Source organism: Mesorhizobium sp. WSM1497 (genome assembly GCF_001672455.2).
GTDB lineage: Bacteria > Pseudomonadota > Alphaproteobacteria > Rhizobiales > Rhizobiaceae > Mesorhizobium > Mesorhizobium ciceri.
In genome coordinates, this window is record NZ_CP021070.1 from 3,062,602 (window position 1) to 3,081,732 (window position 19,131).

A 19,131-nucleotide genomic window follows, 5' to 3' on the forward strand; every position below is an offset into this window, starting at 1 on the left:
CGGAAATGGGTCGCGCAAAGGCATGAAAACCGGACAAGCGACCATCCGGTCAGGCTGTCAGCCGCAACGCCAGCGCATCCAGGCCGCGGATCGAGGAATTGTCCATCCAACGTGCAGCAACAGGCTCGATGGTTCTCCATTGGGTGAGTGCGGCTTCCAGCACCGCGACACCTTCCATTTCGGCCAGCGCCCTGCCGATGCAGACATGCGCGCCCCGGCCGAAGGCCAGGTTCTGCCTGCCGGCCCGGCCGAGGTCGAAACGCGATGCGTCGGCAAACTGGGCCGGGTCGCGGTTGGCAGCGCCGACAAGCAGCACCATCAGCCGGTTCTTTTCGATTTCCTGGCCGCCGATGATTACAGGCTCGAGCGGCCAGCGGCAGATCTTCTGCACCGGGCTTTCCAGCCGCAGAGTTTCGGCAACGGCACTGGCAGCAAGCCGGCGGTCGGCCCGCAGGGCCGCCCACTGGGCGGGCTGGTGAGCAAGATGGAACAGCATGTTGCCGATGAGGTGCACCGTGGTCTCGTGGCCGGCGAAGGCCAGGAAGGCGATGTTGCGACCGGCAGCCGTCAGCCCCAACGCATCGACGAGGCCGGCCAGCCCGGTCAGCAGCGGCGGCATTCGCCCAGCGGCAAGCAGATGGCGCAGATGCTCGACGAAGTAGCAGGACATCTCGTCGGCGGAGTTGGCGCCGCCGAAGGCATCATCGAAACCAGTATCGAGAAGGGCGCGGATCGAACCCGACCATGCCCGGACCATCGGCATGTCCTGGTCCGGTACGCCAAGCAGGCGGCAGATGACACGTTCGGGCACGGCGCGCGTGAAGGCGGCCACGACTTCGGTCGTCCCGGACAAGCCGGAATCGCCCATGAGGTCTTCGATCGTTTCAGCTACAATGAGACGCAAAGCCGGCATGCCCTTGCCGACAAAGGGCTGCTGCAGGGCCTGGCGCAGGGCGGCGTGAGCGCTGCCCTCCTGATAGATCAGCCAGTCGCGGATCGCGGAATCCGAATCCGCCATTACATCGGCCGGCGGCACGTGCGAAAGCTTGCGAGTGGCGAGGCTGCCCGAAACGAGATCGTAGCCGGTGAGATAGACATCGCCCCACGGCGCCTGCCAGACCGGAGCGCGCCGTCGCATTTCATCGTGGATAGCATAGGTGTCCGCGGCACCTGCGAAAGCACCGGCGCGAATCCCTTGCCAGGGATGCCGGCCGGATTTGAACAGAGCATTGGAGGGGGATTCGGTATGCATTGCCTTGCGGAAAGTCCAATCTTGTCAGCTAAGACAGTCGTGTGTCGTGCACGCCCGGATATCGACACCCGGCCATGACCAACAATCAGGGGCCGATCTATTATTTCTGCACGCGCCAACACGCTTACACGATGGGCGTACTGCTTGGCTATTACCAGCATGGGCTTGGTGATCTTGTCCGGATCATTCCCTACGAGCTGGCCGCGAGGCTCGGCCCCCTCGCTCCCGGCACCTTCATCTTTACGGATTTTGAAAGGCTGGCGCCGGCTCAATTGCAGGCGGCGGTCGCCCTCCATGAGCGCATCGCCTCGCTCAATCCAGGCCTGTTGCTGCTCAACGATCCGGCAATCGTGCCACGCCGCTTTGACTTGCTGAAACGCCTGGAGGCCGCGGGCCTCAACCATTTCGATGTGCATCGGCTGGGTGAGCGCAAGTCGGTACGCCGGTTTCCGGTTTTCGTGCGCTGGGAAAGCCAGCATGAGCCGCCGCTGACCGGGCTGATCGACGGCACGGATGCGCTGGAAGCAGCGATTGCCCGTCTGCCGGGCCATGTCCGTCAAGACCCGGACCTGATGATCGTCGAATATGGCGCGGCTCCCTCGGCCGATGGGCGGTTCCGCAAATACTCGGCTTACAAGGTCGGTCCAACCGTCTATCCGCAGCACTGCTTCATCAATGAGAACTGGTACATCAAGTTTCCGAGCACCCGCTTCACCGAGGCCGACAGGGCCGAAAGCCGCGCCTACGTGGACGACAATCCGCATGCCGATCAGATCGGGCATGTCTTCGCACTGGCCGGCATCGACTATGGGCGCATCGATTACGGCATCGTCGACGGCCAGGTCCAGACCTTCGAAATCAATAATAACCCGTCCGTTCTGACGCGGCCGCCTGGCTGGGACGCGGCGGTGGATTACAGCCGCTACGCCGAGATGCACGAGCGGGCTCTGCGTGGCATCATGCGCCCGGTCTCGGGCCCCGACCTTTTACTCGGCAACGGTACCATGAGCGTCGATGCCATCCACGCCGATGCCATGCATGCGGTGCGGCAGAGGATTGCGGGATTCTCCCGGCGTCGGCGCCTGTCCCTGCGACCGCTCAAGAAGCGGCTGGCGCGGCTGTTTGGCTGGGGGTGACATGAGCGCAATTGGGCTTCACATTTAATGCAATGCAGCCCCTAATCGCTCCACTGCCCACGCGGCGCGGCATCATGCTTCTTCCGCCCTATCGCCAACATTGCCGGCATGTCGCGGATCGTCGCCGCGACAGCGCGCCTCGCCGGACCTTGGCTCTTTTTCCGACCCTCAAACGTCTTAGCTACAGTGAAGCTAAGGAGCAGGGTCGATGAGCCTCAGGAATAAAAAAATCGTGGTCACCGGTGGCAGCTGTGGGCTTGGCCTCGGATTGGTCGAGGCGCTGGTCGAACAGGGCGCCAGCGTGACCGTCGTTGCCCGTGGCGTCGAGGCGCTGGATGCGGTCGGTGCGCGGCTTGGGGTCGCCACTATCCGCGCCGACGTTGCGGAGGAGGGCGCGGCCTATCGCATTCTTAGCGAGGTTCGTCCTGACGTCGTGGTCCTGAATGCTGGTGCCACGCCCCGGATGGGCCGGTTGGACCAACTGAGCTGGGAAGATTTTTCAATCGCCTGGGAAACCGACGTCAAGGCCGGGCTATACTGGCTGCAGGCGGCGCTCAACCTGCCGCTCAAGCCGGGCAGCCGTGTTCTGGTGGGATCGAGCGGTGCCGCCGTCACCGGGTCGCAGATGTCGGGGGGCTATGGCGGCGCCAAGCGCATGCTGTGGTTCATGGCGAAGTACGCCAACGGCGTTTCGCAGGAGAAGAAGCTCGGCATCCGCTTTCAGGCGATCGTGCCGCGGCAGATGATCCTCGGCACCGGAACAGGCGATGCGGCGGCCGGCGCCTATTCCGGATCCATGGGCATCACGCCCGAACAATTCGTCACCCGCTTCGGTGCGCCGATGCCGCCCCGAACCTTCGGCGACAGGGTGGTTTCCGTGCTGGAAGACCCGCAATATGCCGAGGGCATCGTCTTCGGCCTCAATGGCGACGCGGGCGTAACCGTGATGGAGGGGGCTGCGGCTTGAGCGAACGAGATCCTGCCGTGGACCGCGACCGACGGGAAGGGCTGCTTGCCCTTGCCGCCGCCATGCGGCCAGAGCTGCACCGCTATTGCGCGCGCCTGATGGGCTCGGTCATCGACGGCGAGGATGTCGTGCAGGACACGTTTGCGCGGGCCTTCGTTGCGCTGAATGAGCTGGGCGAGGTGCCGCAGCTCAGGCCCTGGCTGTTCCGCGTCGCCCACAACCGTGCGCTTGACCTGCTGCGCAGCCGCGCGATCCGCGCGGCGGAGCCTATCGAGGCGGCGCTTGAAATTGCCGACGACACCAAAGCCGACCCGGTGGAGACGCTGATGCGCAGGCAAGCTATACAGACCGCAGTGTCGCGCTTCGCGGAGCTTCCGCTGCTCCAGCGCAGCGTCGTCATCCTCAGAGATGTGCTCGACGAGCCGCTGGCCGAGATCGCTGCTTTGCTCGGCATCACGGTCGATGCGGTGAAAGGGCACTTGGCGCGCGGCCGCGCCCGGCTTAGGGAAGTCAGTGCGCAGGCCAGCTCGGCTCCCGATGCGCGTATCGCGTCGGCCGCCGTGGTCCGTTATGCGACCCTGTTCAACCAGCGCGATTGGGACGGCTTGCGCGCCCTGCTTGCCGACGACGTCAGGCTTCATCAGTCCCTGCATGCGCCGCGCTCGGGTGCGGCGGATGTCGGCGTGTTCTTCACGATCTACGCCAAAAGCGACCGCGTGTGGCTGACGCCGGCCTGGCTCGACGGCCGCGAGGTGATCGCTGTGTTCGAAAGCCATGCCGACCAGAAACCGCGTCATTTCATGTGGCTGGAGTGGCGAGAAGGTCAGATCAGCTTCATCCGCGACTATCGCTATGTCAGCTATGTTACCGACGATGCCGAGCTGGTGCTGGCCAAGGACGCCAGGTCCTTCGGTCGCGGCACCGGGCACTGAAGAGCGGGCGCGCATCTGACCATCATACGGGCGGTGCTGTTCCTGCCAAGGGGCCGATGCGGGGCTGGGCGTCATACCGCATGAGAATGACTTTGACGTGCCCACGCGTGGTACGCCCTTAACTCTGCTCGATCAGCGCGCGCGCCGCAGCTTTCCCTGCCGCAAGGATACGATCCGACAATTCCGTTCCCTCCACGGCACGGGCCAGCTGAAGCGTGCCAATGAGGGTCGCAAAGATAGCGAACGCAACGCCCTCCGGATCAGGAGTTTGCGGCGGCAGCTCTACCGACACCTGGTGCACCTGGGTCAGCAAACGCTCGGTATAAAGCTGACGCGTTTCGGGTGGCTCACGGGCGATTTCCGCCAGCAAGGCGGCAGAGGCGCAGCCCTTCCCGGGGTTATCCCGATGCGCCGCCGACAGATATGTGTCTATGGCCATTGCCAAGCCGCCGGAGGCCAATGCTTGCCGTATCTCGTCGGACTGATCCTCGAGAGCTGCAGCGACCGTTTCACGGACAAGCGCCGCCTTTGATTGAAAGTGGGGATAGAAAGCCCCGTTCGTCAGCCCGGCGTCGCCCATGATGGTTGCCAGTCCGGACGCCGCTATGCCGTTTTTCCGAAAGCGTTCCGCGGCGACCTCCAGGATCCGGCCGCGCGACGCGTCCTTCCTGCCCTTTTCGTAGCGCATGGCTGCTATTCCTTTCTGCTATTGCATTATGGTCATAATCTGATATTACGACTGTAATTTAACGGATGAAAAAAAGCTAGCCCCCCATGAGTTTGGAGCACGAAATGAAAACGAATGCCGGAAAAACCGCCGTTGTGACCGGGGCCTCTTCGGGCATCGGCCGCGCCAGTGCCGAAGCCCTTGCGCGGGCCGGGTTCACCGTCTTCGGAACCAGCCGGCGCAAGGCCGGCAACGATCCGGACGGGGTGACCATGCTGATCTGCGACGTGACCGACAGTGAGGCCGTTGCCGCACTCGTTTCGACGGTGCTCTCGCAGACCGGCCGGATCGACCTCTTGGTCAACAATGCCGGCGTCGGCCAGCTTGGAGGCGCCGAGGAATTCTCGATTGCCCAGGTGCAGGCCCTGTTCGACGTCAATCTGTTCGGCGTCATCCGCATGACCAATGCGGTGCTGCCGTCGATGCGGCAGCGTGGCGAGGGGCGCATCATCAATATCGGCTCTGTGCTGGGACTGGTGCCGGCGCCGTATTCAGCGCATTATTCGGCGGTCAAGCACGCGCTCGAGGGCTATTCGGAATCGCTCGACCACGAGGTTCGCGCCTTCAACATCCGCGTTTCGGTCATCGAGCCGGCATTCGTTCGTACTGTCTTCGACCAGAACGGGATCCAGCCGGATTCGCCGTTGCAGGAATACGATCAGGCCCGCGCTACGCTGGAAGCGCTGCTTCGCGACGTGATGCCTGTCGCCGACCGGCCGGAAATGGTGGCGCAAGTGGTCGTCAAGGCAGCGACCGATGCCCGTCCGCAACGGCGCTACACCGCCGGCAAGGCTGCGCGCCAGGTCAGCCTGCTGCGTCGCTTTGCTCCCGCGGGGATATTCGACAAGAGCCTGCGGAAACAATTCCGCCTGCCCGTTTGAACGCAGCGAGCAGAGGATTTCACGCACATGCGACACACCAAAATCACTCTCAGAAAGTCACTGCCATGAAGGCATTCGTCGTCGACAAGTACAGCAAGAACGGCACTCTGCGGCTAGCCGAAATGCCGGAGCCGAAACTCGGGGACAGCGATGTCCTGGTCGAGGTCCACGCCGCGGCGGTGAACCTGCTCGATTCCAAGGTCAAAACCGGAGAGTTCAAGCTGATCCTGCCCTATCGTCGGCCCTTCATCCTGGGTCACGACGTGGCCGGGAGGGTTGTGCGCGTGGGATCGAAAGTCCGCAAATTCAAACTGGGCGACGACGTCTATGCGCGGCCGCGCGATGGCCGGATCGGGACGTTCGCCGAGTTCATAGCCATGGATGAAGCCGACGTGGCCCTGAAACCCGGGAACCTCAGCATGGAGGAGGCGGCCTCGATCCCGCTGGTCGGCCTGACCGCCTGGCAGGCGCTCGTCGAAAGGGCCAAGCTGAAGAAGGGACAGAAGGTCTTCATTCAAGCTGGTTCCGGCGGCGTGGGGACATTCGCCATCCAACTGGCAAAGCATCTCGGCGCGACCATTGCGACCACCGCCAGCGCGGCGAGTGCCGGTCTGGTCAAGGGGCTCGGCGCCGATATCGTCGTCGACTACAGGAAAGACGATTTCGAGAAAGTCCTTTCGGGCTACGACGTCGTCTTGAACAGCCAGGACGCCAAGACACTTGAAAAATCACTGAATGTGCTGAAACCGGGTGGCAAGCTCATCTCCATCTCCGGCCCACCGGATCCGGAATTTGCCAGGGAAAAGGGACTGAACGTGGTGCTGAGGCTGGTGCTTCGCCTGCTGAGCCGCGGTATTCGAGCGAAAGCCAAGCGCCGTGGCGTGACGTTCTCGTTCCTTTTCATGTGGGCGCAGGGCGAGCAGCTGAGCAAGATCGCATCGCTCATCGAATCCGGCGCGATCCGCCCGGTCGTCGACCGGATATTTCCCTTCGAGGCGACCAATGAGGCGCTGGCCTATGTCGAAACAGGACGCGCCAAGGGCAAGGTCGTCATCAAGGTCAGATAGCAACTCAGCCCCGATCGAGGTCAGCCGCGCCGGGCTGCGTCGATCGCCGCGACGTCGATCTTTGTCATCTCCATCATCGCATCAAAGGCGCGTTTGGCTTCCTCGCCGCCGGCCGCCATGGCCTCGGTCAGCGTGCGCGGCGTGATTTGCCAAGACACGCCCCATTTGTCCTTGCACCAGCCGCACACGCTCTCCTGGCCGCCATTGCCGACGATGGCATTCCAGTAGCGGTCGGTTTCCTGCTGATCGTCGGTGGCGATCTGGAACGAGAAGGCCTCGTTCTGCTTGAATGTGGAGCCGCCGTTCAATCCGATGCAGGGAATGCCGGCGACGGTAAATTCGACCGTCAACACGTCGCCTTTCTTGCCGGACGGAAAATCGCTCGGCGCACGGTGAACGGCGCCCACGCTGGTGTCGGGAAAGGTCTCTGCGTAGAAGCGCGCCGCAGCCTCGGCGTCCTTGTCGAACCAAAGGCAAATCGTGTTCTTCGGTATCTTTGGCATTGCATGTTCCTTTCGGCGTTGGAGTTGGCGGAGGTCAACCCAGGAGATTGCGTGCCGTGCGCATGAAGATCCTCGACCCGATCGGGATCAGGTCGTCGGGAAAGTCATAGTCGGGATTGTGCAAGGCGGGGTGCCGCTCGCCCGCACCGAGGAAGAACATCGCCGACTTGGCACTATGGCCGAACAGGCCGAAATCTTCCGAGGCGCGCATCGGCAGGGCCTCTTCGCCGTGCGATACGCCCTCTTCATCGAGCGCGCGCCGCAGATGCTCCACCGCGTCCGGCGCGTTGACGCTGGCGACGAAGATCTCGTGATAGTCCCAGCGGGCGGTAAGGCGATGCTCGCCCGCGATCCTGGCGACCAGTGCTTCGGCAGCAGCACAAAGGTTCGCCATGCGCTCGTCACGCCGGGTGCGCAGCGTTGCCCACACCTGCGCATGAGCAGGCGCGATGCCGAACACGGCTTCGCCCATCGCGGCATGGGTGACGGTCAGCATGGAGAAGTCGTCGTCGGCGAAGGTTCCGCGCCCGAGCGCCGGCAGCGCCGGCATCAGCTCACTGATCGCCAGCATCGGCGAGGTGCCGGTCTCCGGCATGGATGAATGGGCGGTCTTGCCCTCCAGCACGATGCGCATGCCGCGTGACGCACAGTTGACCACGCCGGGCTTGAGCCGCACCTCGCCGAACGGCACGCCAGGCAGGTTGTGCAGCGAGAAAGCGAAATCCGGCGCGATCTCGCCGAAGCGGGGATCGGCAACGACGCCGGCTGCGCCATTGCCGGTTTCCTCCGCCGGCTGGAACATCAGCACGACGCGGCCACTTGCAGGCCGCTCGCGCCCCAACTGCCGGCCGAGGGATGCCAGGATGGCGGTGTGTCCGTCATGGCCGCACATATGCGACTTGCCCGGCACGCGCGACGCATGCGGCACGCCTGAAAGTTCTTCGATAGGCAAGGCATCGAGTTCCGAACGGAACAGCACCGTCGGCCCTGCTTTGCCGCTGTCATATGTGACCGCGACGCCGTGCCCGCCGAGCTGTGTCAGCACCTTGTCCGGCCCCGTATCGGCGAGGAAGGCGACGACCTCCTTTGCCGTCTTCTCCTCTTCATTCGAGATTTCCGGATACTGGTGCAGCTGGCGCCGCCACGCCGTCAACTCGACGATGTCTCGGTTGGTCAGAGTCATGCTTTTTCAACCTCCGCTGCATTCTTCATCGACACGTCCAGGCACAGGGGTGCCGCAATGATGAATTGCTAGCGACAAAGGGCAGTTCCCGCCACAGTCCAAGTTTCAGGCTTCGGCAGGCCAGAAACGGCCGTTCTCCCGGCCATCCGCAGCCTATTGATTGATCTCGGGCTCGACGAGCTTTGCCAGATTTCTGAGCGATTCCTGCCAGCCGAGATAGCAGGCCTCGACCGGAATGACGTCCGGAATGCCGGCCTGGGTAATGTCGATTTCAGTGCCGACCGACACTTTTTTCAAGACCACGGTCACCCGGATCTCGCCGGGCAGGTTGGGATCGTCGAACCTGTCGGTGTAGAGGAGGCGCTCGCCCGGAACGAGTTCAAGGTATTCGCCGCCGAAGGCGTGGCTGTCGCCGGTGGTGAAATTGCGGAACGACATCTTGAACGTGCCTCCGACCTTTGCCTCGAAATTATGGACCGTGCAGGTGAAGCCATTTGGCGGAAGCCACTTGGCCAGTGCGTCCGCTTCAACGAAGGCGCGATAGACCTTTTCCGGGCTGGTCGTCAGAACGCGGTGCAAACGTACGGTGCCGGGCATTGCTGGATCCTTTCATGAATGCCTGTTCGATACCCCAAGGACGGACGAAGCCTAGCCAGTCCGACATTGGTTTGCGAATTTTTTGACGGGAGGCGGCCTGCCTACGCCGCGGACATGCGTTCGACCCCGAGCTATCAACACGAAGCTCGGCGAGGCGGCGGATGAACTGCACCGGCTTCGGAGCTGGCGCTCACCTGCTAAATCGAGTTCCTGAGCCATCTTGTTGTTCGGGCGTGTTTTTGTCGATTGCCGCGAACGGCCGCGCGTCCCCGTCAATGCTTCGAACGCCGCCAAATAGGGCAGCGCGTCTTTGCCGTCCATGTGCCGATCATTAGAATTTGCATCTGATCAGAGTTGATTTCCTATCAAGCCGTTAATGCGGCCATGCTGTTAATCAGCATTTGCTAATGAGTCTTTCGAACCTGAGGCAAGCAATGACCAAGAATCTCGGCAATGCACGTCATACGCCGGCGAAGGACCCGCAGGTCTCCCTTCTAGGCAAAGCCGCGCCGGCGCTGTTTCCGCTGGTCGTGGCGGCACTGGGTTACATGGTTGGCAAGCAGTTCTTCGGCATCTAGGCGCGAAGTTCCGTTCCCTCAAACGTCTCGGCGGACCGACCATCTCAGCGCGCGGGCCGCCGTTTGCGTTGCAGCGGCGTGTTGCCGGGCATCAACGTCAAACATGCACGTCGCCAAAGGACAGTTCGCCGTCGTTATCGGCCGTGAAAAAGACGATGGCAAGCAACCCGACATAGAATGCGGCCACGACAACCACGATCGCCACACCGGGAACGGGGCCAAGGGCGGCGCTGTCTACGGCTTCGCGAAGCGAACCGGCAAAGCCGGTCCTGACGCCCACGGTTTGAAGGCTGGGCGTGGATATCTTGAGCACCCAGGCCAGCAAGAGGATCAGGAACAGGTAGATGTAATTTCGCCGCAGCCGACGGGCTAGCGCGACGCGCTGCGACAGCAGGAACTTCGGCGCGCGTAGGCCTTCCCCGACGATGAGCAGCCAGTCCGAGGCAAAGTCGGGCTGTGGGGAAAAGATCTGCGCGAAATAGTGGCGCTCGAACTGGCGTACGCGCGCCCTATAGAAATCGAAGAACCGATAGCGGCGCGCCTCGATCCATAGCAGCAGCAAGATCAGCAGCATGGCGAAAAGCAGCACGCCGTGATGCGCACTGGCCGTCGACAGCGATACCGAAAGCAGCGCCGCCACCACCGTGATTGCCCAGTTGGTTGTCCTGTCCAGCCGGTCGCGCCATCCCGCCATGCGAGCGATCTCGGCGCGGTGAAAATGCGACAGCGTGTTGACGCGCTCCGCCGATGAAAGGACGGGGCCAGCGGGCTTTGCCGACGCGTCGTTCATGGCATCCTCCGGCAAGGAACAGAACGGCCGGCCAGCGGCATTGTTCCCTGTCCTCGAGACCGCCGATCCAGCCGACCAGCCGCGCGTTGAGGCCGAGGCGGCTCCGGTCCAGCAGACATCAAGCTGGCGGTTGACCACTGTTTCGCGAAGTGCCGATCGAAGGGCACGACTGATGTGGACAGCACCGGTGACGCAGGCACCTGCATGCACCAATCACATTACATTACGAGGTCTTGACCCACCCGCGACGGAGTCCAAAATCCTCCGCACCAGTGCCGACGAGGCGCCGGCTTCACGGGCGCCGCGCGGGTCAGGGGCGGTGGCCCTCGGGCAGGCTCAGGTGCGCGAGCCCCCGCCACTGATCCAGGCGTTTCCAACTGGACCGGAGCGCCAATGGCGCAGACGCGCATCGTCCGAGCATGGCAACCAGAGCATGCAAACGAACGATAGACAGGATCAAGAAAGGAGCAAATGCAATGACCATTCGTGATCTGATGCCATGGGGTCGCGATCCGAACCAGGTTCAGACCCTCTCAGGCGACCGCGATCAGGACCCATTCATGAGCCTGCATCGCGAGATGAACCGCCTTGTTGACGACATGTTCCGCGGTTTCGGTTCACGTCTTCCATCCTTGGGCAGGCTCTCTTCGGCGGGCGGTGGCTGGCCTAGCGTGGAAATCTCGGAAACGGACAAGGAAATCCGCGTGACCGCCGAGATACCCGGCATGGAGGAAAAGGACATCGAGGTGTTGCTCGATGACGGCGTCCTGACGTTGCGCGGTGAAAAACACGCCGAAACCGACGACAAGGAACGTCAGTTCTCCGAGCGATTCTACGGCCGCTTCGAACGTCGCATTCCGATCGGCTTCGAAGTCGAAGAAGACAAGGTCGCTGCCGATTTCCGCAACGGCGTGCTGTTCGTCACCTTGCCGAAATCCGAGAAGGCACAGAACAAGATGAGGCGCATCCCCATCGGCGGCAAGAGCACCAAGCACTAGAATGATTGGATGCCGGGCGGGAGGGTCACCCGCCCGGCATCGGCCGTTGAATTTTGCGCCGGTCACATGGACCCTTGAGAATCCCTCTGCCTTCGGCAACATGACGGCGACGGTAGAGGGTATGAAATGAACCAGCCGATTTCTGCCATATCGCCGCGCAAGTCCGTGCCGCGCAACACGCCGATGGCGCTGACCGAGGCGTTGGTCGCGCGCACTATGCGTGCTGTCGAGGATGCCGGGCCGACGCCGGGCATGGTTCACATGACCGATGCCGACTATGCGCGCATCCGCGACGAGGTGCTGGCCGGCGCTCCGGCCGGGCCGCTGAAACTATTTGCCTATGGCTCGCTGCTGTGGAAGCCCGCCGGCGAGGTGAGGGGCGGAGAACGCGCGGTGGCCAGCGGCTGGCATCGTTCGTTCTGCTTCACGGTGCAGCGTTTTCGCGGCACGGTCGAGCAGCCCGGCTTGATGATGGCGCTCGATCGCGGCGGCCAGTGCCAGGGCGTGGTGTTCGAGATCGCGGAACCGGTGGCGGCCAACCTCGAAGCGCTGCTGCGCCGCGAAATGACCATCCTGCCCGCCGTCAACGTGCCGCGCTGGCTGCAGGTCAGGACCGAAGGCGGCCCATGTCGCGCGCTTGGCTTCGTCGTCGATCCCGCCAATCCGCGTTATGCCGGCAAGCTCGACAAGCAGGCGATCGCGGCGACGCTGGTGACAGCCGTCGGTCATTGGGGCTCGGGCGCGCAATATCTATTCGAGACGATCCGCCACCTCGAAGCCTGCGGCATCCGCGACCGCAATCTGTGGCGGCTGCAGGAATTGGTGGCGGAAGAGATCGGGCTGACCGTCGCCCAGAAGTGATCCGCCCAGAAGTGATCCGCTCAGACGCGGCACGCTTCAGTCGTGTTTGGCTCCGGATGCTTGCAGGCCACAGCACCTTGCGAAGCAAATCTCTGATTTCGAAAGTCTCCGCAGTGAAGGTTTAATGAATTGAAAACAGTTCTGGGCCAACGATGACCTGAACACCGGCGCAGGACACGGTGCGCGTGGGCCAATCATGAAATCCTCGACCGGAGAGCACTACCCAGCGCTGGATCATGTTCGTGGCCTGGCGGCCTTTCTTGTCTTTACCTGGCATTTCCTTCATGCTTCTCCTGAAGGCCCCGTGCCTTATGACTTCGTGCCGGCTCTTCCTATCTTCAGCGTTCTGGATGAAGGGCATACTGGCGTTTCCCTGTTTATGGCGCTTTCCGGCTACCTGTTCGCCAAGCTGCTCGGTGGAAAGCAGATCAACTATCTGCCCTTCTTTGCCAACAGGGCCCTCAGGCTGCTTCCGCTTCTCCTGGCCATGCTATGCATCGAGGCCTGCCGCAGGTACGTGGCCGGCCAGTCCCTCGACGGGTATTTCACGGGCGTCGGATTGGGTTTCTTTTTCCCACCCTCCCGAATGGCGGCTGGTCGATAACGATCGAAGCGCACTTCTACCTGTTGCTGCCGTTCTTGCTGATGGTATCCAGGCGGTTTGTGTTCGCGCCTTGCTGTTCATCGCGGCAGCCATTGTGCTGAGGTCCGTCCTGTATGTGCAGATCGGCGAAGTGCAGTCGGCGGCGTCCGCAACCATCATAGGCCATGCGGATCAGTTCCTGGCCGGCATTCTTGCCTTTCACCTGCGTGCCCACGCGAAGAACCAACACTGGCTGGCGCTGGCCGTTCTCATGGCTTTTTCGGGGTTCTTCTGGTGGTTCGATGCAGCCGGCGGATTTTACCAACTGGGCCGCTATCCGTCGCCTCATTGGATATGGATCATCCTGCCGACCCTGGAGGCGGCAGCCTATTCATTCGGCATCGCCTACTACGACACGAGCTTTTCGAGAAAGCGAACAAGCCCGCCATTCAGGGTACTGGAGAAGGCTGGGGCCTACAGCTATTCGATCTATCTTCTGCACCTGTTCTTCGTCATGCAATTGGCAGCGTTCATAGACACGAATGTCATGAGCATCAGCAATTTCTACGTCGCATGCCTCTGGTCCGCATTGTGCTTCGTGGCGACGATCCCGATCGGCTATCTCAGCTATACCTGCGTCGAGGCGCCATTCCTGCGCCTGCGTCTGCGCTATATGGACCAAAAGTCCGAAACCGCGGCATCGACCGCGGCTGAACTTGGATCGGTCATCGCCGATACACCGACCTCGTTCAGCCGTCCCTGAGCCATACCAGCATCTCGCCGGGCTCGCGGTTGTCCCAGGCGAAATAGGGAATGGCGGTCAGGCGCGTCTCGGCGGTGGCCGGCGGCTCGGGCCTGTAGAGCCCGTCCTGCCAGCCGTCGGAGACATCGGCAAGTGCCGCGGTCGACAGCGTCACCACGCCGCCGAGAAGTTCCGGCCGGTGCTGCGCTTCGATGGTGGCCGTCCGCGGCAGCGTCAGGCGATGCGGCTGGCTGTCATTGTCTGATGCCTCGACGCAATAGATCAGCGGGCCGCGTGACAGCGCGACGCGGCCAGCATCCTGGCGCACCTGCGGGTTGGCATAAAGCCGCTCGATCGGCATTTCGAGATCGAGCCGGACATTGTCGCCCTTTTTCCATGTCCGCTTGATCGCGGCGTAGCCGTCGCTGGTGATATCCGCCAGCCTGATGGCTTCGCCGTTTATCTTCAACCCGGCACTGGCGCTCCAGGCGGGAATGCGCAGGTGCAAAGTGAATTCGACCGGCGCCCGCGGTTCGAGCATGATGTCGACGGCGCCGTCCCAGGGATAGCTGCTGACCTGCGTCAGGCTCACCGGGACGCCCGATATATCGAAGCGCGCGGTCGAGTCGCCATAGAGGTGGACGGCCAGCGCATCGTCGGCCAGACTGTAGAAATAGCTGCCGATCGAGGCGACCATGCGTCCGATATTGGGCGGGCAGCACGGGCAGCGGTGCCACTTCCACCTGTTGTGCTTGCCCCGGCTTTCCAATGGATTCTCGTAGAAAAACAGCGAGCCGTCGAGCGACAGGCCCGAGATCGAACCGTTGTAGAGGGCGCGTTCCATCATGTCGGCGTAGCGCGCGTTCGGCCCCATGCCGAGCATGCGGCTGGCCCAGAACACCAAGCCGACCGCCGCACAGGTCTCGGCATAGGCGCTTTCGTTGGGCAGGTCGTAGTCGCTGGTGAAGCCCTCATTGTGCGCCGACGGCCCCAGTCCGCCAGTGATGTAGAGACTCTTGGTGGTGAGATCGTCCCACAGAAGGTCGAGTGCTGCTCGCAGCGTATCATCGCCATATTCAGTCGCGATATCGGCCATGCCGGAATAGAGGTACATCGCCCTGACAGCATGGCCGACGACCTTGTTCTGTTCTCGCACCGGGATATGCGACTGGCTGTATTCATAGGTCTTGAAATGATAGGCCTTCGGGTCGGCGCCGCGGGCGCGGGCCTCCTCGTCGAAATAATGCGGCTGCTGACCGCGCTGGTCGATGAAGTATCTGGCCAACTCCATATATTTCCGCTCGCCGGTCACCCGGGCCAGCTTGACCAGCGCCAGCTCGATCTCCTCGTGGCCGCAATAGCCCTTCTTCTTGCCGGGCTCCGGGCCGAGTACCGACGCGATGTGGTCGGCATAGCGGCACATGATATCGAGCAGCTTGCGTTTTCCCGTCGCCTGGTAGTAGGCGACCGCGCCCTCGATCAGATGGCCGGCGCAATAGAGCTCGTGGCAGTCGCGCAGATTGGTCCAGCGCTTGCCGGGCTGGATGCGTTGGTACCAGCTGGAGAGATAGCCGTCCTCCTGCTGCAGCCTGCCATACATGTCGATGACGGCGTCGATCTTCTTCTCCAGTTCGGGATTCTTGCGCCGGTAAAGCGAATAGGCCGCGGTCTCGATCGTCTTGCCGAGATCGGAATCCCAGAACATCTGCGTGGTCACCGTCGATCCGGTGAATTCCGCGCCCTGGCGGTCGGCTTCGTCGGGAGAGGGCGAGTGGAAGGGGATGACTATGCCGGGCGAGGGACGGTCCGGATCGATCTGCTCCAGCATGCGGGCCTCCACGCAGCGCTCGTAAAGGATATCGGCGGTGCGGGCGGCGACAGCGTCGGCGCGATCGCCCCAGAAGCCGTGCACGTCGACCTGCGGCACCGGCAGCGGGCGGAAGGCGAGCTTCGGTTTCCCGGTTTTTGCGGATGGCGATGCGGTCATGAATTTACTCCATTCTATTTGACGGCCCCGGCCATCAGGCCGCGGATGTAGAAGCGCTGCAGCGCCAGGAACAGGATGAGGCACGGCACCATCATCACGGTGACGCCCGCCTGCACCGCGCCCCAGTCGATGGCGCCGAAGCGGCCCGACTGCAGTGCGGTCATCATCACGGGCAGCGTGAATTTGGATTGATCGGTCATCAGCACGAGGGCGGCGAGGAATTCGTTCCAGGCGCCGAGGAAGGCAAACAGGGCGATGGTGACGACGCCCGGCCAGACCAGCGGCAGCATCACCTTCCAAAGCATGGTGAGATTGCCGGCACCGTCCATGCGGGCGGCTTCCTCGATCTCGCGCGGCACCGCGTCGAAGGCGTTGCGCATCATGAAGATCGAGAACGGCAGTTGCAGCGTCACATAAACGCCGACCAGGCCGGTCAGCGTGTTGTGCAGGCCAAGCTTGGTCAGCACCAGGAAGATCGGCGTCAGGATCGACTGGAACGGGATCATGATCGTCGACAGGATGAGGATGAAGAACAGGTCCTTGAACGGAAACCGGAACCGCGAAAAGCCGTAGCCGGCCAGCACGCTGACGGCGACCGACAGCACGACGGTCATCACCGAGACGTAGATGCTGTTTTGCGCCGAGACCCACAGCCCGTCGCCGAAGCTGTTGAGCGTGGCGTAGTTCTCCAGCGAGAAGCCTGATGTCGGCCAGGGCGGCAGCGGCGGCAGGCGCGCTTCGGCCGCCGGCTTGAACGCCGACAGCACCGCCCACACGATCGGCGCGGCAAACAGCACCGAGGCGACGATGCCGGTCGAATGCTCGCCGATGCGGCTCAAGAGCCGGCGGTTGCGGGAAGCGGCCTGCGCCATCAGTCGAGCCCCTCCGGCTTGCGCAGCAGCCACAGCTGGACGAGGCTGAGCGCCACCAGGATCACCAGCAGCACCATCGACAAAGCCGCGCCGTAGCCGAGCTTGAACGACACGAAGGACTGGTTGAAGATCCAGTAGACCGCCGTCAGCGTCTGGTTGCGTGGGCCGCCGCGCAGGATGATGTAGAACTGGTCGAAGGCGAGGATCGAGCCGGCGACCGACAGGATCAGGGCCAGCGCCAGCGTGCGGCGCATCAGCGGCAAAGTGATCGCCCTGAACCTGGCGAACGGACCGGCGCCGTCGATGACGGCCGCCTCCTGCAGATCCTGCGGCATCGATTGCAGGCCGGCCATCAGAATGATCATGGTGAAGCCGGCGACCTTCCAGACGACCATGGCGATGATCGACCAGAAGGCCGGCTGGAAGGTGGCCAAAAGGTTGAACTTCCTGTCGATCAGGCCAAGGTCGTAGGCGGCCGGGCTGAACAGGCCGGAATCGACGTTCAACAGCCATGACCAGAGCAGGCTGGCCGAGGCAAAGCCGACAACCGCCGGCATGAAGAACATCGTCCGGTAAAGATTGGTCAGCGGCCGCGGCCGCTCGACGAACAGCGCCAGCGGAAACGCCACCACGAAGATCGCGATGGTGACGATCACGGTGTAGTAGGCGGTGAAGCGCAGCGCGTTCCAGAACCGGGTGTCGCGCAGGATGGCGACATAGTTGCCGAGGCCGATAAAGCTGTGCTCGCCCATCAGGGGCCAGTTGTGCAGCGACATCCACGCCGTCATGCCGAGCGGGATCAGGAAAAAGACGACGACCAGCGCGACAGCCGGCGCGACATAGAGCAGGCCGATCCATTGGTGGCGGCTGGCGACCTTGCGGGCGCGGGGCGGGGCAGGGGTTGCTGCGGTGATGACGGTCATGGCTGCGCGCTCGATGCTATTGGGACATTGGCAAAGAACCCCCTCACCCGGATTGCCAAACCAATTGAAGAGAGCAATTCGGGGCAATCCGACCTCTCCCCGAGGGGAGAGGAGGTTGCCGGGGATGGTGCCAGCCTCTTCTCCCCGGCGGGGAGAAGGTGGCCGCGAAGCGGCCGGATAAGGGGGTCTTTTCTCAACGCGATAGCCCTGCCGTTGGCGATGCGGTATCCGGCCACCCGCCCAGGGAGACAGGCGGGCGGCCGGCAGGCGTCCGCTACTTCTGCGGCGCCTGGTCGATGATCGACTGCATCGTTTCCTGCGCATTGGCTATCGCGCCATCGACATCGTCGCCGAAGAAGACCTCGTTGATCATCTGCGTCCACGGGCCGTTGGCGGAGTTGATCAGGTCGTTGAACACCACCGAATAGGGCGTCTTGCCCTTGGCCATGGCTTCGGCGGCGATCTGGTAGCGCGGATCGAGATCCTTCAACGCGTCCTTGGCGATGTCGCCGCGCACCGGCAGGCTTCCGTATTTGGCAAGGATGGTCTGGCCCTCGAGGGAATAGGCGAAGTCGAGGAACTCCTTCACCACGGGCAGTTTCGTGGTGCCCTTGGTGACGACGAAATTGTCGCCGCCCGCAAAGGACGACCAGCCGCTGTCCTTGCCCGGCAGGAAGGTGACGCCGTAATCGATGTCGGGATACTGGGTGTTGAGCGCGCCGATGGCAAAGGCGCCGGACGGCGAGATGCCGATATTGCCGGCGGCGAAGGCGGCAAAGAAATTGGCGCCGGTGTCGGTCTGTGCGCCTGCCGGTACCAGATCCTTCTTGACCATCGAGCGGTAGAGATCGATGGCGCCGCGCAGCTGCGGGCTGTCCAGCGTCGCCTTCGAGCCGTCTTCGCTCAGGATGTCGCCACCAGACGCCCAGATCAGGGGCGTGAAGGTGAAGATGTTGCAGCCGCCGCAATTGCCGGAGAAGTAGAAGCCCTTGATGTTGCCGCCGAGCGCGTTGACCTTCTCGGCATCGGCCGCGATCTCGGCCCAGTTGGCCGGGCCTTTTTCGGGATCGAGGCCGGCCTGCTTGAACAGCTTCTTGTTCCAGATCAGCACCGAGGCGTCGGCGGAGAAGGGCAGGCCGTAAATGTGGTCCTTGTAGGTGCCGGTCTTCACATGCGCCGGCGACAGGCTGGCAAAATAGGGCAGGGACTTTGCCCAGTCGGTGATGTCCTCCAATTGGCCGGCTGCGGCGAAGGAGGGCGTGTAGATCAGGTCGAGCGACAGCGCGTCGGGCGCTGTGCCGCCGGCGGCCGCGGCACCGTATTTGGGGATGATCTCGGCATTGGGGATGATATCGAGCTTGACCTGGTTGGTGTGCGCCTTGTTGTAGGCATCGACGATCCTCGGCATGAAATTCGAACCGTCGGCGCGCACCCATATGTTGGCCGTCTCGGCGGCGGCAGTGCCGAGACCGCCGCCCAGAACGGCAGCGGCCAGGGCCAGTTTGGCAATCAGGTTCCTCATGTTCTCCTCCTCCAAGGTTGGCCGCGGTCC

The 19,131-nt window shown here is 62.8% G+C and carries 20 protein-coding genes; 10 read left to right on the forward strand and 10 right to left on the reverse strand.

Features of this window, described 5'->3' with window-relative positions:
* Window positions 1–49: 49 nt before the first annotated feature.
* Complete coding sequence (locus A9K65_RS14725) at window positions 50–1,252, reverse strand: cytochrome P450 (RefSeq protein WP_064992520.1); 1,203 nt, start codon at window positions 1,250–1,252, stop codon at window positions 50–52.
* 74 nt (window positions 1,253–1,326) lie between these two features.
* Here A9K65_RS14725 and A9K65_RS14730 point away from each other — a divergent pair, with 74 nt between their 5' ends.
* From A9K65_RS14730 to A9K65_RS14740, 3 genes are all read left to right on the forward strand, one after another.
* Window positions 1,327–2,388 (forward strand): hypothetical protein, encoded by a 1,062-nt coding sequence (locus A9K65_RS14730; RefSeq protein ID WP_064992519.1) that lies wholly within the window; start codon window positions 1,327–1,329, stop codon window positions 2,386–2,388.
* Window positions 2,389–2,596: 208 nt separating this feature from the next.
* Window positions 2,597–3,355 carry an SDR family oxidoreductase gene (locus tag A9K65_RS14735; protein ID WP_064992518.1) on the forward strand — a complete coding sequence of 253 codons (759 nt, stop codon included), beginning with the start codon at window positions 2,597–2,599 and terminating at the stop codon, window positions 3,353–3,355.
* On the forward strand, window positions 3,352–4,287 hold the full coding sequence (locus tag A9K65_RS14740) for a sigma-70 family RNA polymerase sigma factor (protein WP_064992517.1): 936 nt from the start codon (window positions 3,352–3,354) through the stop codon (window positions 4,285–4,287). Before A9K65_RS14735 ends, A9K65_RS14740 begins: the two co-directional genes overlap by 4 nt.
* A gap of 118 nt (window positions 4,288–4,405) precedes the next feature.
* Here the strand turns inward: A9K65_RS14740 and A9K65_RS14745 are convergent, their stop codons facing one another.
* Window positions 4,406–4,975, reverse strand: a complete 570-nt coding sequence (locus tag A9K65_RS14745) for a TetR/AcrR family transcriptional regulator (RefSeq protein ID WP_013530512.1) — start codon at window positions 4,973–4,975, stop codon at window positions 4,406–4,408.
* 104 nt (window positions 4,976–5,079) lie between these two features.
* On the opposite strand from A9K65_RS14745, the gene A9K65_RS14750 reads away from it, so the two are divergent.
* Together A9K65_RS14750 and A9K65_RS14755 are read left to right on the forward strand one after the other, a co-directional pair.
* Window positions 5,080–5,895 (forward strand): oxidoreductase, encoded by an 816-nt coding sequence (locus A9K65_RS14750; RefSeq protein ID WP_064992516.1) that lies wholly within the window; start codon window positions 5,080–5,082, stop codon window positions 5,893–5,895.
* 65 nt (window positions 5,896–5,960) lie between these two features.
* On the forward strand, window positions 5,961–6,962 hold the full coding sequence (locus A9K65_RS14755) for an NADP-dependent oxidoreductase (protein WP_024503923.1): 1,002 nt from the start codon (window positions 5,961–5,963) through the stop codon (window positions 6,960–6,962).
* A gap of 20 nt (window positions 6,963–6,982) precedes the next feature.
* Here A9K65_RS14755 and A9K65_RS14760 read toward each other — a convergent pair whose 3' ends face one another.
* The 3 genes from A9K65_RS14760 to A9K65_RS14770 all read right to left on the reverse strand — a co-directional run bounded on the left by A9K65_RS14760 (window position 6,983) and on the right by A9K65_RS14770 (window position 9,245).
* Complete coding sequence (locus A9K65_RS14760) at window positions 6,983–7,456, reverse strand: VOC family protein (protein WP_027160885.1); 474 nt, start codon at window positions 7,454–7,456, stop codon at window positions 6,983–6,985.
* A gap of 43 nt (window positions 7,457–7,499) precedes the next feature.
* Window positions 7,500–8,648, reverse strand: coding sequence for an amidohydrolase (locus A9K65_RS14765; protein WP_013530516.1), 1,149 nt, complete (start codon window positions 8,646–8,648; stop codon window positions 7,500–7,502).
* 153 nt (window positions 8,649–8,801) lie between these two features.
* Window positions 8,802–9,245 (reverse strand): SRPBCC family protein, encoded by a 444-nt coding sequence (locus A9K65_RS14770; RefSeq protein WP_013530517.1) that lies wholly within the window; start codon window positions 9,243–9,245, stop codon window positions 8,802–8,804.
* Between the two features lie 434 nt (window positions 9,246–9,679).
* Here A9K65_RS14770 and A9K65_RS14775 point away from each other — a divergent pair, with 434 nt between their 5' ends.
* The gene (locus A9K65_RS14775) at window positions 9,680–9,823 is read left to right on the forward strand and encodes a hypothetical protein (RefSeq protein WP_013530518.1); all 144 of its coding nucleotides are present in this window, start codon (window positions 9,680–9,682) and stop codon (window positions 9,821–9,823) included.
* Window positions 9,824–9,920: 97 nt separating this feature from the next.
* Here the strand turns inward: A9K65_RS14775 and A9K65_RS14780 are convergent, their stop codons facing one another.
* Window positions 9,921–10,613, reverse strand: a complete 693-nt coding sequence (locus A9K65_RS14780; RefSeq protein ID WP_063168672.1) for a DUF2270 domain-containing protein — start codon at window positions 10,611–10,613, stop codon at window positions 9,921–9,923.
* 476 nt (window positions 10,614–11,089) lie between these two features.
* Between A9K65_RS14780 and A9K65_RS14785 the strand changes: the two genes are divergently transcribed.
* From A9K65_RS14785 to A9K65_RS35980, 4 genes are all read left to right on the forward strand, one after another.
* Window positions 11,090–11,611: an Hsp20/alpha crystallin family protein gene (locus tag A9K65_RS14785; RefSeq protein WP_013530520.1), complete on the forward strand. Its 522-nt coding sequence runs from the start codon at window positions 11,090–11,092 to the stop codon at window positions 11,609–11,611.
* 126 nt (window positions 11,612–11,737) lie between these two features.
* The gene (locus A9K65_RS14790; protein WP_063172682.1) at window positions 11,738–12,472 is read left to right on the forward strand and encodes a gamma-glutamylcyclotransferase; all 735 of its coding nucleotides are present in this window, start codon (window positions 11,738–11,740) and stop codon (window positions 12,470–12,472) included.
* A gap of 196 nt (window positions 12,473–12,668) precedes the next feature.
* Window positions 12,669–13,076, forward strand: a complete 408-nt coding sequence (locus A9K65_RS35975) for an acyltransferase family protein (protein WP_245322061.1) — start codon at window positions 12,669–12,671, stop codon at window positions 13,074–13,076.
* Between the two features lie 94 nt (window positions 13,077–13,170).
* Complete coding sequence (locus tag A9K65_RS35980; protein ID WP_245322063.1) at window positions 13,171–13,818, forward strand: acyltransferase; 648 nt, start codon at window positions 13,171–13,173, stop codon at window positions 13,816–13,818.
* Here A9K65_RS35980 and A9K65_RS14800 read toward each other — a convergent pair.
* The 4 genes from A9K65_RS14800 to A9K65_RS14815 all read right to left on the reverse strand — a co-directional run bounded on the left by A9K65_RS14800 (window position 13,805) and on the right by A9K65_RS14815 (window position 19,101).
* A complete protein-coding gene (locus A9K65_RS14800; protein ID WP_013530523.1) occupies window positions 13,805–15,784 on the reverse strand; it encodes a glycoside hydrolase family 127 protein in 1,980 nt (659 codons plus the stop codon). The two genes, A9K65_RS35980 and A9K65_RS14800, sit on opposite strands and share 14 nt — an antisense overlap.
* Before the next feature lie 14 nt (window positions 15,785–15,798).
* Entirely contained in the window at window positions 15,799–16,656 is an 858-nt protein-coding gene (locus A9K65_RS14805; protein ID WP_013530524.1) for a carbohydrate ABC transporter permease, read from the reverse strand.
* Window positions 16,656–17,579, reverse strand: coding sequence for a sugar ABC transporter permease (locus tag A9K65_RS14810; protein WP_064992515.1), 924 nt, complete (start codon window positions 17,577–17,579; stop codon window positions 16,656–16,658). The genes A9K65_RS14805 and A9K65_RS14810 overlap by 1 nt, the downstream gene beginning before the upstream one ends.
* 274 nt (window positions 17,580–17,853) lie before the next feature.
* Window positions 17,854–19,101 (reverse strand): sugar ABC transporter substrate-binding protein, encoded by a 1,248-nt coding sequence (locus A9K65_RS14815; protein ID WP_013530526.1) that lies wholly within the window; start codon window positions 19,099–19,101, stop codon window positions 17,854–17,856.
* Between the last annotated feature and the right edge of the window lie 30 nt (window positions 19,102–19,131).

Coding starts and splice junctions, on each gene's coding strand:
- A9K65_RS14725 (WP_064992520.1), bottom strand. CDS start 1,252: ATGCATACCGAATCCCCCTCCAATGCTCTGTTCAAATCCGGCCGGCAT.
- A9K65_RS14730 (WP_064992519.1), top strand. CDS start 1,327: ATGACCAACAATCAGGGGCCGATCTATTATTTCTGCACGCGCCAACAC.
- A9K65_RS14735 (WP_064992518.1), top strand. CDS start 2,597: ATGAGCCTCAGGAATAAAAAAATCGTGGTCACCGGTGGCAGCTGTGGG.
- A9K65_RS14745 (WP_013530512.1), bottom strand. CDS start 4,975: ATGCGCTACGAAAAGGGCAGGAAGGACGCGTCGCGCGGCCGGATCCTG.
- A9K65_RS14750 (WP_064992516.1), top strand. CDS start 5,080: ATGAAAACGAATGCCGGAAAAACCGCCGTTGTGACCGGGGCCTCTTCG.
- A9K65_RS14755 (WP_024503923.1), top strand. CDS start 5,961: ATGAAGGCATTCGTCGTCGACAAGTACAGCAAGAACGGCACTCTGCGG.
- A9K65_RS14765 (WP_013530516.1), bottom strand. CDS start 8,648: ATGACTCTGACCAACCGAGACATCGTCGAGTTGACGGCGTGGCGGCGC.
- A9K65_RS14770 (WP_013530517.1), bottom strand. CDS start 9,245: ATGCCCGGCACCGTACGTTTGCACCGCGTTCTGACGACCAGCCCGGAA.
- A9K65_RS14775 (WP_013530518.1), top strand. CDS start 9,680: ATGACCAAGAATCTCGGCAATGCACGTCATACGCCGGCGAAGGACCCG.
- A9K65_RS14780 (WP_063168672.1), bottom strand. CDS start 10,613: ATGAACGACGCGTCGGCAAAGCCCGCTGGCCCCGTCCTTTCATCGGCG.
- A9K65_RS14785 (WP_013530520.1), top strand. CDS start 11,090: ATGACCATTCGTGATCTGATGCCATGGGGTCGCGATCCGAACCAGGTT.
- A9K65_RS14790 (WP_063172682.1), top strand. CDS start 11,738: ATGAACCAGCCGATTTCTGCCATATCGCCGCGCAAGTCCGTGCCGCGC.
- A9K65_RS35975 (WP_245322061.1), top strand. CDS start 12,669: ATGAAATCCTCGACCGGAGAGCACTACCCAGCGCTGGATCATGTTCGT.
- A9K65_RS14800 (WP_013530523.1), bottom strand. CDS start 15,784: ATGACCGCATCGCCATCCGCAAAAACCGGGAAACCGAAGCTCGCCTTC.
- A9K65_RS14805 (WP_013530524.1), bottom strand. CDS start 16,656: ATGGCGCAGGCCGCTTCCCGCAACCGCCGGCTCTTGAGCCGCATCGGC.
- A9K65_RS14810 (WP_064992515.1), bottom strand. CDS start 17,579: ATGACCGTCATCACCGCAGCAACCCCTGCCCCGCCCCGCGCCCGCAAG.
- A9K65_RS14815 (WP_013530526.1), bottom strand. CDS start 19,101: ATGAGGAACCTGATTGCCAAACTGGCCCTGGCCGCTGCCGTTCTGGGC.